This window comes from Paenibacillus cisolokensis (assembly GCF_050481165.1).
GTDB lineage: Bacteria > Bacillota > Bacilli > Paenibacillales > Paenibacillaceae > Paenibacillus_AH > Paenibacillus_AH cisolokensis.
Map to the genome: position 1 here is coordinate 21,465 of NZ_JBCNFP010000079.1, position 12,802 is coordinate 34,266.

14 protein-coding genes and 1 riboswitch are annotated in these 12,802 nt (G+C 51.6%); of the genes, 1 reads left to right on the top strand and 13 read right to left on the bottom strand.

What is annotated here, in order from left to right; translation table 11 throughout:
- Positions 1-119: 119 nt before the first annotated feature.
- From ABEV74_RS14035 to ABEV74_RS14045, 3 genes are all read right to left on the bottom strand, one after another.
- A complete protein-coding gene (locus ABEV74_RS14035; protein ID WP_430146788.1) occupies positions 120-1,268 on the bottom strand; it encodes a resuscitation-promoting factor in 1,149 nt (382 codons plus the stop codon).
- A 235-nt stretch (positions 1,269-1,503) separates the two neighbouring features.
- Positions 1,504-1,702: riboswitch (cyclic di-AMP (ydaO/yuaA leader) on the bottom strand.
- Positions 1,703-1,882: 180 nt separating this feature from the next.
- On the bottom strand, positions 1,883-2,671 hold the full coding sequence (locus ABEV74_RS14040; protein ID WP_062489679.1) for a TatD family hydrolase: 789 nt from the start codon (positions 2,669-2,671) through the stop codon (positions 1,883-1,885).
- Positions 2,672-2,678: 7 nt separating this feature from the next.
- Positions 2,679-3,995 (bottom strand): HD domain-containing protein, encoded by a 1,317-nt coding sequence (locus tag ABEV74_RS14045; protein WP_213529644.1) that lies wholly within the window; start codon positions 3,993-3,995, stop codon positions 2,679-2,681.
- Positions 3,996-4,250: 255 nt separating this feature from the next.
- Here ABEV74_RS14045 and ABEV74_RS14050 point away from each other — a divergent pair, with 255 nt between their 5' ends.
- Positions 4,251-4,505, top strand: a complete 255-nt coding sequence (locus tag ABEV74_RS14050; protein ID WP_062489683.1) for an AbrB/MazE/SpoVT family DNA-binding domain-containing protein — start codon at positions 4,251-4,253, stop codon at positions 4,503-4,505.
- 150 nt (positions 4,506-4,655) lie between these two features.
- Here the strand turns inward: ABEV74_RS14050 and rsmI are convergent, their stop codons facing one another.
- From rsmI to ABEV74_RS14100, 10 genes are all read right to left on the bottom strand, one after another.
- On the bottom strand, positions 4,656-5,537 hold the full coding sequence (rsmI, locus tag ABEV74_RS14055) for a 16S rRNA (cytidine(1402)-2'-O)-methyltransferase (protein WP_430146791.1): 882 nt from the start codon (positions 5,535-5,537) through the stop codon (positions 4,656-4,658).
- A gap of 46 nt (positions 5,538-5,583) precedes the next feature.
- Positions 5,584-6,249, bottom strand: a complete 666-nt coding sequence (locus tag ABEV74_RS14060; protein WP_430146798.1) for a tRNA1(Val) (adenine(37)-N6)-methyltransferase — start codon at positions 6,247-6,249, stop codon at positions 5,584-5,586.
- Between the two features lie 113 nt (positions 6,250-6,362).
- Positions 6,363-6,734, bottom strand: coding sequence for an initiation-control protein YabA (locus ABEV74_RS14065; protein WP_372447155.1), 372 nt, complete (start codon positions 6,732-6,734; stop codon positions 6,363-6,365).
- Between the two features lie 74 nt (positions 6,735-6,808).
- A complete protein-coding gene (locus ABEV74_RS14070) occupies positions 6,809-7,612 on the bottom strand; it encodes a PSP1 domain-containing protein (protein WP_430146793.1) in 804 nt (267 codons plus the stop codon).
- 4 nt (positions 7,613-7,616) lie between these two features.
- Complete coding sequence (gene holB, locus ABEV74_RS14075; protein WP_062489692.1) at positions 7,617-8,594, bottom strand: DNA polymerase III subunit delta'; 978 nt, start codon at positions 8,592-8,594, stop codon at positions 7,617-7,619.
- A gap of 15 nt (positions 8,595-8,609) precedes the next feature.
- Positions 8,610-9,053 (bottom strand): YaaR family protein, encoded by a 444-nt coding sequence (locus tag ABEV74_RS14080; protein ID WP_062489694.1) that lies wholly within the window; start codon positions 9,051-9,053, stop codon positions 8,610-8,612.
- Between the two features lie 17 nt (positions 9,054-9,070).
- On the bottom strand, positions 9,071-9,400 hold the full coding sequence (locus ABEV74_RS14085; RefSeq protein ID WP_062489696.1) for a cyclic-di-AMP receptor: 330 nt from the start codon (positions 9,398-9,400) through the stop codon (positions 9,071-9,073).
- A 62-nt stretch (positions 9,401-9,462) separates the two neighbouring features.
- The gene (gene tmk, locus ABEV74_RS14090) at positions 9,463-10,119 is read right to left on the bottom strand and encodes a dTMP kinase (RefSeq protein WP_213529634.1); all 657 of its coding nucleotides are present in this window, start codon (positions 10,117-10,119) and stop codon (positions 9,463-9,465) included.
- 74 nt (positions 10,120-10,193) lie between these two features.
- Positions 10,194-11,735, bottom strand: coding sequence for an aminotransferase class I/II-fold pyridoxal phosphate-dependent enzyme (locus tag ABEV74_RS14095; RefSeq protein ID WP_430146795.1), 1,542 nt, complete (start codon positions 11,733-11,735; stop codon positions 10,194-10,196).
- Between the two features lie 98 nt (positions 11,736-11,833).
- Positions 11,834-12,025, bottom strand: a complete 192-nt coding sequence (locus ABEV74_RS14100; protein WP_062489702.1) for a sigma factor G inhibitor Gin — start codon at positions 12,023-12,025, stop codon at positions 11,834-11,836.
- Positions 12,026-12,802: the final 777 nt, after the last annotated feature.

Below are 12,802 nucleotides of genomic sequence, written 5' to 3' on the forward strand. Positions count from 1 at the left end.
ACGTCGTCATTAATGAGAGGACACATTCGGACATACATGCAAAAAGAAGAGGCTGCGCCTCTTCTTATCATGGCATATTTGCTGTACGATTACGATATGAATAAATCACGATGGTGCGATCAGTTTGAAGACGGTTTGTTCGGACCGAGCACATAGACGGTATAGCCGTGCTTGCGCCCGAATTTGGTGGCGTACGATTCGCTGTCGAAATAAACGTCGATTTTGTTTCCTTTAATCGCGCCGCCCGTATCTTCCGCGCGTCTGAGGCCGATCCCTTCGATGTATACCCACCAGCCCAGCGGAATGACATTCGGATCGACCGCAATCGTGCGGCCTTCCTGAACGCGCGTGCCGGAAGCGGTAATGCCGTATTCCGGATGGTTTTCGCTTTTGCCGGTAGATTCGACGCCGGCGGAGTAAGCGGTAAGCGTTACATTCTTCAGCGTTTTCTTAGGTTTGAACGTCAATCCGGCCTTCGATACGGCCGCCGTGCCGACCGATCCGGTATTACTGAGCAATGTGACTTTCGGCTCCGGGTTTTTCGTGCCGATTGCGACGACTTGGCTCACGCTCGGCTTCTGCACCGTTTTGGTCACGAGACGGTGCGACACGAGCATGCCGTTTTGGAATATTTTTTCGTATTTCCGGACGACGACTCCGTTCTTGCCGGTACGAACGACCTTCTGCTTCCCTTTCTCCAGGGTAGGGTCTTCTTTCCTGACGACCTGGTACGGAATTTCTTGCTCCTGCTTGGTTATATGTTTATCGATTCGAACGACGTGCACCTTCATGTTCGATTGCAGCTCGGTATCGAGAGAAGGGAACACTTTATCCTGCTCGCGAACTTCTATATTCATCTCCTGGATCAGAGACCCGACCGTTTTTTCAGTCGTAAATATGGTCGATTCCTTGCTGCCGTTCTTCAGTTTGACGGGAATGGCTTTTTCGATTTCAATCCGGTCGCCGTCTTTCACCGCTCCGTTGAGCGGCATGGACACCTTATCGTACGGTCCGATCGTGATGGACTGCTCCTCCAGCAGCTCCTGCAATACCCACTGCTTCGTCTTTACAACGGATTCCTGTCCATCCAGAACGACAGATACGCTTCGATTGGCCGATCCGTATAACAATACCAACAACATGAAAGCCATAGCGATTGAAATAATGACGCTGAGAAGAATCAAACGCAAGTTTTCATGCTTCCATCGCATTGCGAAAGACATGCTGGATGATCGTTTACCATGGGTGTTTTTCGAAAATACGCCCACTTCTTCGGTCCTCCTTCATAGCCCCGCCGCCTAAGTACATGCATGATACCTTGACGTGACTATTGTGTTGTCGCGTGACCAGGCACGCATTCCAGTCCTCCTCTCGTCACCTCCATGATTAACCCTATGTCGACGGTTTACACATTATTCAAAAAGAAAAAGAAGCCGTCGACAGAGGATCTGTTTCGTGGCTTCCCGGGTGCTGCCGTTAATCATGGAATGTGGATGCACGAGATTGATCTCTCTTGGAACGCTTGCGAGGTTAGCTGTCGGGTTCGGGCAAGAGAGTCGCCCTATCAACGGCGCCTTCATCCGCGGACTTCGGGCCGTTCAATTCACCCCAAAATAGTTTGGTACGCGATGACAATCGATGCCGATCGTCCCGCTGTTGGTTCCCCCGCTCTTCCTGCCGGAAGATTAAGCGAAAACAATATTTGTGAACTGGAAATCCAATACAACGCTTAAGCTCTGTGATAGATGATACTCTGTAGTCCACCACATTGTAAAGATGCGATTAAACACGATATTCATGATTTTTCAGGAAAAACATCGGAAATATCGGCGAATTCATCAAACAAATTCAGTTTTTTCGCCCTCTATCTGCTTTGATCTCTTTATCTGTTCGTTTTTCGTTCAAGCCGAAAACAGCGATTGGCATTTTCCATCGTAATTTTCATAATTTCTTCCACACTTTTTCCTGTTATTACCGCCGCCGCCTCGGCTACGTATTTCACATAAGCCGACTCGTTTCGCTTCCCTCGGAAAGGTTCGGGCGCCAGATATGGGGCATCGGTTTCAATCAATAACCGGTCAAGCGGCACCTTGGCCAGCACCTCTTTGGGCACTCTCGCGTTTTTGAACGTGACAGGCCCTCCGAAGGAAATATAAAAGCCCATGTCGAGGCATCGTTTGGCCGTTTCCCAGCTGCCGGAGAAGCAGTGCATGATGCCTCCCACTTCGCTTGCTTTCTCTTCCTGCAAAATGTTCACGACATCTTCATGCGCGTCCCGGTTATGAATGATGATCGGCTTGCCGATCCGGCGGGCAAGCGCAATCTGTTCGCGGAATACGCGATGCTGCACTTCTTTCGGCGATGTGTCCCAATGATAATCAAGCCCGATTTCGCCGACGGCCACCACCTTCGGATGCGCGCACAGTTCTTCGATCCACTGCAAATCATCAGGTTTCATGTCGATGCTGTCGACCGGATGCCAGCCGACGGCGGCATAAATAAAATCATATCGTTCCGCAAGCGCGATGGTGGTCGGAATGGTCTCCCGGTTAAAACCGATATTGACCAACCGTTCTACGCCGGCTTCTCTTGCCCGTTTAATGACATCTTCCCGATCCCCGTCGAAACGAGGGGAGTCCAAATGCGTATGGGTGTCGAACAATCCAGTCATGATGCGTTCAAATCTCCTTTTCGTTCGTCAATGAAAACCATTTTTTGATTTCAGGCGACAAGCGGTCGGCCGCTTCCCGCAGCAAATCTTCGGGATAATACAGGTGATAGCGGCCGCGCTGAATGCCCGTTATCGAATGGATGATGTCGGATTGCGACGATATTTCCGACAATTTTCCATGCTTGTCCACCAGCAGTATCGGCGGTTTGTCCCTTTTGCCGCCCGTATCCCCCGGACCCGGCCGGTATACGTCATACGGCAAATCGGACGGGTAATCGACCTCCAGATGATACTCGGGTTCAAGCCCCGCCGCTAAGAATTGCCGTTTCATTTCCGCCAGCATCGTTTCATTCGCTTCGTCAACAGTTATATATTTGTACAACTTGCGATTCAAAAACCGGCGGCACAAATCGGACAACAGCCAGTCCCGTTCGGCGGTCCACTCACTGAACGCCGTCTGGACGAGCGCTTCGTCCAAACGCAAATAGTCTTCGACGGTAAGTGTACCATTAATCAGCTTGAGCAGCGAACGGTTCATCCAGCCAAATCGGTACCCACCCCCATAAAGCTCTTTGGCTCTGCGAAAAATTTGTCTAAGAATAATTTCCGAGCTGCGGGTTACCGGGTGAAAATAAACTTGCCAGTACATTTGATACCGGCTCATCAAATAATCTTCCACGGCATGCATGCCGCTGTCCTTCACTACGATCCGGTCGCGGTAAGGGCGCAGAACGCGCAATATGCGATCCAGGTCGAAAGTCCCATAATTGACGCCGGTATAATACGCGTCCCGGAGCAAGTAGTCCATTCTGTCCGCATCCATTTGACTGGACACGAGGCTGACTACAATCGGGTGATGATAGGTTTTCCGAATTACGGAAGCGACCCGTTCCGGGAAATCGGCCGACACTTCTGACAGGACCCGGTGAATTTCGGTGTCGTCAAGCAAAATGCGGCAAGTCCACTCTTCGTGATCCATGTCGAACACTTGCTCGATGGAATGGGAGAACGGGCCGTGCCCGACATCATGCAGCAGAGCGGCACAAAGCGCGACGAGCTTCTCGCCGGTCGGCCAATCCGGGTAGCCGTTGCGCTCGAATTGCGATATGATTCTGCGCGTAATTTCATATACGCCGAGCGAATGCGAGAACCGGCTGTGCTCCGCGCCGTGGAATGTCAGATATGAAGTTCCGAGCTGCCGGATACGCCGAAGACGTTGGAATTCCCTGGTATTAATTAAATTCCAGATAAGCGAATCCTGTACATAAATGTACTTGTGAACCGGGTCTTTAAATACTTTTTCTTCTGCCAGAGCATGCTGCATGGGTTAACACCCCTTCCCGCGTTTTTCGACATTATTTGTCGACTTATACTGTCGAATTATGTCGTTTATGAAAGTATTTTTGTCGAGAATTTCTGTATTTTACTCTTCATTTCCCATTCCAAAAGTCTTGAAAATCCCGTTATTTCAAGGAAAAAACCATGTTGACTATTTTGGGAATGGTTGGTATTATAGTGTTTAGAAAAAAGTAAAACTATGTCGAAAACTGACGAATTAGTGGAGAGGGGACACGATAGAATGATGAAATCAACAGGAATTGTCCGCAAAGTCGACGAGCTCGGACGCGTCGTCATCCCGATCGAACTGCGTCGTACGCTTGGCATCGGCGAAAAGGACGCCCTTGAAATTTACGTAGACGGCGAACGCATTATGCTGAAGAAATATGAGCCCGCATGCATATTCTGCGGCAATGCTGAAAATGTAACCTATTTCAAAGGAAAAATAGTCTGCAATATTTGCTTGTCGGAAATGCCTTCTCCTGTGACAAAATAAGAATTATAGGTTATAATACAAGTAATTGCACTTGTTAATTCTAACCTTTTTATACTCCTTAACGCCTTCCTGCGCTAGAACCCGGCCAGGAAGGTCTTTTTTTTGCCGCCGTGCGGACGCCGAACGGCGCGACCGGCGGCGGTTTCCGCCCTAACGCTTCATTACGGCGTTATAGACGTCGCGCCTCGACATGCCGCGATCGGCGGCCGTCCGCTTGATCGCTTCCTTCCGGTCCCCCGTCTCATGCTCATAGCGGGCAACGTGATCGGCCAGGCTGAGCCCGTCCCACCACATTTCTTTCGCCACCCCTTCGATACCGCCGTTCGCCGCAAGATCGATAACGAGACAATACTCTCCCATAGGCGGATGCAGCTCGATCCATTCCAAGCAATCCGACACCGTTCCGCGAACCGCTTCCTCGTACCGTTTCGTCAATTCCCGAACCATCGCGATCGGGCGGTCTCCCCAGACGTCAAGCATCGCTTGCAGCGTCTTCTTCAGACGGTGGGGCGACTCATAAACGAGAAGCGTGCCGCACGCGCTGCCGATCCACGCTTCGAGCCAATCCTTCAGCTCTTTGCGCTCCCGAGGGGGAAATCCCGCAAAGGTGAACCGGTCCGTCGGCAACCCGGATATGATAAGCGCAGACAATGCCGCATTGGCTCCGGGAACCGGAACGACGGGGATATCCCGGTCAATCGCTTCCCGGACAAGATCGGCTCCCGGATCGGATACGGCAGGAAGGCCGGCATCGCTGACGAGCGCTACATGAAGGCCCGTTTCGAGCAGCCGCAGCAGTTCGGCTCCGCTTGCTGTTTTATTATGTTCGTGATAACTGACCAGCCTTGTCCCGATATCGAAATGAGTCAGCAGCTTTCGGGTTTGGCGAGTGTCTTCCGCGGCAATGAGATCGACCTCCTTAAGCGTTCGAATCGCCCGGAACGTCATATCCTCCAAATTGCCGATCGGCGTTCCCACCAAATAAAGCGTACCTTTTCCGGCCTGTTCGCCAAAACTTTTCTGTATTTTCACGTCTCCCGTGTCCTTCCGTTATCCAAATCAAAACGTGTTTCTTCTATTATATAGCAGTTGGGTTTCGTTCTTCTACAAACAGCGGAGGCAGCAGCTTCAGATCCGGGCGGCCGTCACGGAGCGCCTCAATCAACACCATCGTCGCTTCGGCCTTTGTATGGTGATGGACGAATCGTACACGCTTCGGTTCGAGCTTCCAGCGCCGAAGCGAGTCCATGATGTCCAGAAATCGGGACGGACGATGGATCATCGTCACTTTGCCCCCCGGTTTTACGAGCCTTGCGCAAGCCTCAACCACATCTTCCAACGTACAGTACAGTTCATGACGGGCGATGGCATAGTATTCGCTTCCGTTCACATCGCCTCCGGTGACCGGCATGTAAGGCGGATTGACCGTTACCGCGTCGTACACGCCATAGCCGGCCTTTTTCACATAGTGGCGAAGATCGCCTTCGATAATCCGAATCCGGTCTTCAAGTCCGTTAAGAGCCACGCTTCGTTTGGCCATATCGGCAAGCCGGGGCTGAATTTCAACTGCGTCGATTGTTCCGTTCGTTTTCTCCGAAAGCAAAAGCGGTATGACGCCGTTGCCGGTGCATAAATCAAGCACTCTTCCGCGTTTCGGTATCGCCGCAAATTCCGCCAGCAATACCGCATCGATCGAGAAGCTGAACACTTCCCGGCTTTGTATAATTTTCAAGCCGTTGAACATCAAGTCGTCAATCCGTTCGCCCGGATACAGCTTTACGGTGGATTGCGCCACGTCCTGCAAATTCTTCACTCCGATCTTACAACAAAGAAGACCCTCTTCCGGGTCTTCTTCGGCTACGATTTGTTCAAAAAAGACAAGCAAAACAAGCAATCGCCTTCTGTTCGCAAGTGTCCGTAATAAACGTTGCAAATATGAAAACCTTCGTGATACAACCTGGCCAAGTTATCGTACCCTTCTCCGACAGCCGCCGCATAAGAAGCTGCTTGATCCTTCGCCTCTTCCGGACGCCCCGCCGTTTCGCCATTCGCTTCTTTCTGGCGATGATCGCCGACTGCTGCCGCAATCGTCTCCCGCTTCAATATTTTGCGCAACTGGTTGTTTTCCATGCTGAGGCGCTTATTCTCTTCCAGCAGCCACTTAATGCGCAGCTTCAGCTCCCCGAGCTCCCGATGAAAGGTGCCAAGCTTGCTCTCCAGCTCATCCATCTCCAAAAAAATATCTTTGTTTTCCAAGTTCCCACCCCAGAGCATATAAGCGTAATAGCTCCGCAGTGGACGATTTATTTGACGACGACATCGTCCAGCGGCATTTCTTTCGGCTTGCCAGGCATGTCGAACAGTTGGACGTAGACGGCTTTTGCCGATGCGTTGATTCCGGTTACTTTGCCTTCGCCCAGCGAAGTAATGACGATTTTACCGACAGCCGGCAACTCTTCCCGTGCGCTCTCGTAATTGTCGTGCTCGAATTTCAAACAACACATCAAACGTCCGCACAATCCGGAAATTTTGGTCGGATTCAGCGACAAGTTCTGATCTTTTGCCATCTTGATCGATACCGGTTCGAAGTCGCCAAGCCAGGACGAGCAGCACAGAATCCGTCCGCAAGGACCGATACCTCCCAGCATCTTCGCTTCGTCCCGGACGCCGATCTGGCGCAGCTCGATCCGGGTGCGGAAGACACTGGCCAAATCTTTGACCAGCTCGCGAAAGTCCACTCGTCCTTCCGCCGTAAAATAAAAAATAATTTTGTTCCGGTCGAACGTAAATTCGACATCAACCAGCTTCATCTTCAATTGATGAGCTTTTATTTTGTCTAAACATGTGGCAAACGCGTCTCTGGCCGCCATCTTGTTCTCATCCACGATTTTGGCGTCAACTTCGTTTGCAATGCGGATCACTTTCTTTAACGGGAGGACGACATCCGATTCACCGACTTCCTTCTGTCCGACTACTACTTTGCCGTACTCGATTCCGCGCGCCGTTTCGACAATGACATGCTGGTCTTTGGCGACGGGATGATCGTCCGGGTCAAAATAGTAGATTTTGCCCGCTTTCTTAAAGCGGACCCCGACGACTTTATACAAGGATTTAGCCCTCCTGTACGTGTACCCATAGTTGCTCGAACGCCAGCTGCGGCGCCACATTGGCGCGCAGCCGCTTGCCGGCTTCGAGCGCATATTCCATGCAACGCACCCAGCTTTCAGCTTCGCGGGTGAACGCATGGCTGCCAATCCAATCTGACTGATCTATAAAAACGATGCTTTCCTGCTTTCCAGCCTGGAAAAGAATCATATCTCTGTACCATAGTGACAACATGGACAACAGCAGCTGAGGCTGCTCGCCGATCGCGGATTTGAACACCCGCTGCTGCGTCGTAATCATCGCTGCGGTGAATCGGGTGAGACTCTCCCTTCCTAATTGTATCACTACGTTTCTCATTTCTGCAAACTCATTCTGCGCGATCAGCTCCCGACACGCGTCCAATCCGGAGGCAAGATGAACCGCCAGACGGCTGAGCAGCGGCGGATGGCCTTCCCGTATAAGCTGCTCCAGCATTTCGAAAGGAGCCATCGGCAAAAAAGGAACCCATTGAACGCGCGACCGTATCGTCGGCAGTACAGCTTGTCCGTTGTCGGTCAGCAAAATCGCGATAACCGGGGAAAGCGGCTCTTCCAAAAACTTAAGCAGGCTGTTCGCAGCCTGCATCGTCATCGTTTCCGCCCTTTCCATAATATATACTTTGCGTTTCGAACCGGTATTGCGGTAAGCCATTTCACGCTGCAATTCCCGGATCTGGTCGATTTTGATCGATTGACCTTCCGGCGCGATGAGATGCAGGTCCGGTTGATTGCCGTGCTCGAACTTGCGGCATTCCAGACATTCCCCGCATGCGTCGTCTCCGCCCGAAGTGCAAAACAGCCCTTGAGCGAATGCCATCGCCATGTTTTTGCGTCCTGTGCCGGAAGGCCCGTGAAACAGATAGGCATGCGAAATTTTACCGCTCTTCAGCGCATGCTTCAATATGCGTTTGGCCTTCGGCTGCCCCGGTACCTGTTCGATCTTCATTACAAATATTTCCTTTCAAAACACAAGATTAATCAGCATGCCGCGAATTTCACCGATTTTATGCAGCAGCTCGATCCGTCCTTGTTCACTTTCCAGCAAATTTTCGGCCATTTCCGTCAAGCTTTCATTGATCTCGTCGAGCAGCTTGTACCGTTTCACCCGTCCGCGCCGGTCCACTCCTCGCACTTCTTTCAGACCAATGCCTCTCCTGACCGTATCTTCCAGAAACCGGCGCACCATCTCGCGATAGAGCTTTAACTCCCGTACAGTCATGGAACGGGCGAGCCGTTCTCCCTGCAGATGAATGTCCTTCAGCTTCTGCTGCAATTCTTCCCGTGATCGTTCGCGGTCCTGCTGATGCATGACGTCTGCGAACGATCGCGGCTGTACCTGCTTGGCGGTCTGATCGGTTATCGTTCTCTCCTGACCGAACGACCGCCATCCGGGATTAATTTTCATGCGAGTTTCACGCCCATTCAGAAATGTTCAAACCGTTCAACCGGCAAGACGAATACGGCTGCACCGCCAACCTGCACTTCGACCGGAAACGGAATATAAGAATCGGCCGTTCCTCCCATCGGCGATACCGGCGTCACCAATTGATCGCGTACTTTGCAATTGGAACGAATAACATGCAACACCTCATGGACTCGCTCGTCTTCGATGCCGATCATAAATGTCGTATTCCCGGCTCGTAAAAAGCCGCCGGTACTGGCCAGTTTTGTCGCCCGGAAGCCTTCCCGGACGAGCGCGTTCGACAATCTGTTGCTGTCTTTATCTTGAACGACCGCAATTACCAGCTTCATCCCATTCCCCCCAAACATTTTATGACCTGCGTCTTCATGCGGGTTGCTGTATCCTGTTATACTTATAGTTTGACATCGGTTGCAAAAAATCCTGCAAATCGACGCTCGATCAGCGAAATCGCGTCCTCCAGCACTTTTCCGGGCTCTTGTTCGGCGTCTATGCGCACGATTCGGTCCGGTTCGCGCTCCAGCAACGACAAATACCCTTCCCTTACCTTCCGGTGAAACGAAACGGACTCCAGATCAAGCCGATTCAATTCGCGTTCCCCGGCTTGGCGGATGCGCGCAAGTCCTACCTCCGGGCGAATATCCATATACAGCGTCAAATCCGGCATCGCATCCTGAATTGCAAACCGGTTGATCGCCCACACTTCTTCAACGCCCAAGCCTCTCGCATAGCCCTGATAAGCCAGACTGCTGTCCACGAAACGGTCGCAAAGCACGATCTTCCCCTCTGCCAGCGCCGGTACGACTTTATCCGCCAAATGCTGCCGTCTTGCGGCGGCGTACAGCAGCGCCTCCGTGCGAGCGTCCATCCCGATATTCGCTTTATCGAGAATAATGCCGCGAATCCGTTCCGCGATCGGGATGCCCCCCGGCTCCCGGGTCGTCACGACCTGTTTGCCTTTTACCCTCAATTTATGCGCCAGTTCGGCAAGAAGTGACGTTTTGCCCGCGCCTTCCCCGCCTTCGATCGTAATAAATAATCCTTTATTCAACCAAAATAGCTCCTTCGACTAATGTAATACTCTAATCATAACAAAGCCGTTCCAAGATCGAAAGCTTTTTGGCATTACGATCCGGATGAGACGGACCGGTCGAACACGTTGATCGTGCGCAATGTCGGATCGGAAGCGCCCTGGCATCGTGCACGATGTCTCGACAGCGTGTCCAACCTTTCGACAATGGCCGGCGTAATCCGTTCTCCTTCATAAAGCAGGGGAATGCCGGGCGGATACGGAATAATCGTTTCCGCCGATTCGTACCCTGTTGCCTGATGCAGGACAACCGTTTTGACTTTCTGTCTTGTTTTCATATGAAATTGAAAAGAAACGGGTAAAGAAATAGCCTCATCATCGCTATACCATACGGTACGATTTCTATCCGGCTCCCGGTCTTTCTCTTTGCTCTCATTGCGCTCGGGAATTCGACAATCCTGCACGATCGATGCGCAAGCCTGAATCAATCGTTCGACATCGGCTGGCGTCGTAAATGCGCCAAAAAGAAGCACCACATGACGCTCGTCCGCAAGCTCCGGCCAGCAGCCACGCGATTCCAATTCCCGCTGAAGCGTATATCCCGGCACCGTGCCGCTGCCATCCCGCAGCACAACGCGCAGCGAATCTTGCTTGTAACCGGAACCGCCATCCGCTTCAACGACTTCCAGCGCGCTATCCTGACCCGAAATCCATTCCCGAAATATCTTCGCCGCCTCCAGCCCGTCCCGAAACAACGATTCGCCGTACCGGTCGACCATTGCCCGGGCAATATCGAGAGAAGCCATAATCGGATATGAAGGGCTCGAGCTTTGGACGGCGGACAGCGCCTTCTTCAACAGGCCGCGGTCGAGCCGCGAGCCTTGTACATGGAGCATCGCTCCCATCGTCAATGCCGGAAGCGTCTTATGCGCCGACTGGACGACAACGTCCGCTCCGGCTTGCATTGCATTGGTCGGAAAAGCCGGATGAAAGCCGTAATGGGCGCCGTGCGCCTCATCGACGAGCAGCGGAATACGATGCATATGCGCAGCTTCGGCATAAGGACGCAAATCGACAGCTGCCCCGTAGTAATTCGGACTGGATAAAAATACGGCCTTCGCGTCAGGGTATCGCTTCAGCGCTTCCGCGAGAGTGTCCAACCGCGGTACCGTCATTTGCCCTGTGCGAGGCTCAAGCTCCGGCATCACAAAAACGGCGCGCGCTCCTGCAAGCCGCAGTCCATTTAATACCGATTTATGCACATTCCGCTGCATAATGACGAGATCTCCCGGTCCGCATGCGGCAAGCAGCATCGACAAATTACCGGCCGTACTTCCGTTTACAAGAAAATAGGTTTCTTCCGCGCCGAAACATTCCGCCGCAAGCTGCTGCGCCTCCGCAATGATTCCTTCCGGCTGGTGCAAATCATCGGTATCCGGCAATTCGGTCACGTCAAGCCGCATAATCATTTCAAACCATGTTTTATAAGTGGCGAAAATATCGTCACCTTCGATCGGAGATGCTGGCTCCGCATGAAACAAGCGGCCGTTTTTATGTCCGGGGACATGAAAACTGAGCGGATTGCGGTCAAGTCTGCGGATAAGCGCGTCGAACAGCGGCTTCCGAAGGCGATTCATTCGTTGTCCGTTCCCCCTGTCCATTGCTATATCATCATTGTACCCGGAAATAGGCGAAAAAAAAGAGTCAATTCGTGTCTGTTCGTCCACGAAAAGACTCAAGCGTTTTCTTGCACCCAAATTCGTTTTAACCGATGAATAAAAAAAGGATATTTCGCATCTTGAACGTCGGTTCTTACTATTTCGCTTTCGCATGTGCAGCATATAAATTCGGTGACGATGCTGATTCCTTCATCTTCCGGCTTGGACTGGCCGCATATGATGCAAGTCAAATAACGTTCATCGTTCATATCCGATCATCCTTTGCAAAATAGCGATTATATGGCTATCAGTATACCCCATTTTCTATTAGTTCATACTTGTTTCATAGCATACCGTAATACATTGTATGACGAAAGCCGAAGGTTGGTGATTGTCACGCCAGATTACGGCGGCGTTGCTCTGCACTTTCCGGCACGATTAACCGATATATAAAGAAAAGAGGACGGATCGAAATAAGAAAGGAAGGCAGTACGGCATGAGACAGCCGCTATCCGAACAGGAGCGCGCAACGATATATCAATACAAGCTTATCGCAAAAAAACAGTTTCGGAAAGAGAGCATATGGAGCTATCTGGCCATCCCGGTCCTAATCCTGATCTTCCAATCCGTATTATACGGTTGGACCGGACTTGTCAGTTGGTTGCTCGGAGCCGTCTTTGTTCAACTGATTCAATTGACCATCGCTTTGCTTACCTTTAAACGGACGGACGATTCTTCCAGAAGGTGGATTTGGCGAATACAACCGCCATGGATCGGGCTCCAACCGAGACTGGAATGCGAGTTTGCGACTTTTCGCAAGCTTCACCGCCATTTGTTATGGCTTGGGTTGTGCGTCATCGCCATCAGTTATCCGTGGGCCAACGATCCGCTTCTGCTAAGTCTGATTTGCTGGCATCTATGGGTGCTTGCTCCCCGCATCTTGCTAACCTTCCTCTTCCGAAAGCATCGTCCGGACGGCGTAATCAGACTTCAACAAGAAGAAATTGCGTTTTACCACCGCTAAACGAACAACAAAAAACCCACCG

Bases quoted from the DNA above. Each gene is read 5' to 3' on its own strand.
- ABEV74_RS14045 (WP_213529644.1), bottom strand. From the start codon at position 3,995: ATGCAGCATGCTCTGGCAGAAGAAAAAGTATTTAAAGACCCGGTTCAC.
- ABEV74_RS14040 (WP_062489679.1), bottom strand. From the start codon at position 2,671: ATGACTGGATTGTTCGACACCCATACGCATTTGGACTCCCCTCGTTTC.
- ABEV74_RS14100 (WP_062489702.1), bottom strand. From the start codon at position 12,025: ATGAACGATGAACGTTATTTGACTTGCATCATATGCGGCCAGTCCAAG.
- ABEV74_RS14080 (WP_062489694.1), bottom strand. From the start codon at position 9,053: ATGAAAATTAATCCCGGATGGCGGTCGTTCGGTCAGGAGAGAACGATA.
- holB (WP_062489692.1), bottom strand. From the start codon at position 8,594: ATGAAGATCGAACAGGTACCGGGGCAGCCGAAGGCCAAACGCATATTG.
- ABEV74_RS14050 (WP_062489683.1), top strand. From the start codon at position 4,251: ATGATGAAATCAACAGGAATTGTCCGCAAAGTCGACGAGCTCGGACGC.
- ABEV74_RS14095 (WP_430146795.1), bottom strand. From the start codon at position 11,735: ATGAATCGCCTTCGGAAGCCGCTGTTCGACGCGCTTATCCGCAGACTT.
- ABEV74_RS14085 (WP_062489696.1), bottom strand. From the start codon at position 9,400: ATGAAGCTGGTAATTGCGGTCGTTCAAGATAAAGACAGCAACAGATTG.
- ABEV74_RS14065 (WP_372447155.1), bottom strand. From the start codon at position 6,734: ATGGATGAGCTGGAGAGCAAGCTTGGCACCTTTCATCGGGAGCTCGGG.
- ABEV74_RS14060 (WP_430146798.1), bottom strand. From the start codon at position 6,249: ATGTTCAACGGCTTGAAAATTATACAAAGCCGGGAAGTGTTCAGCTTC.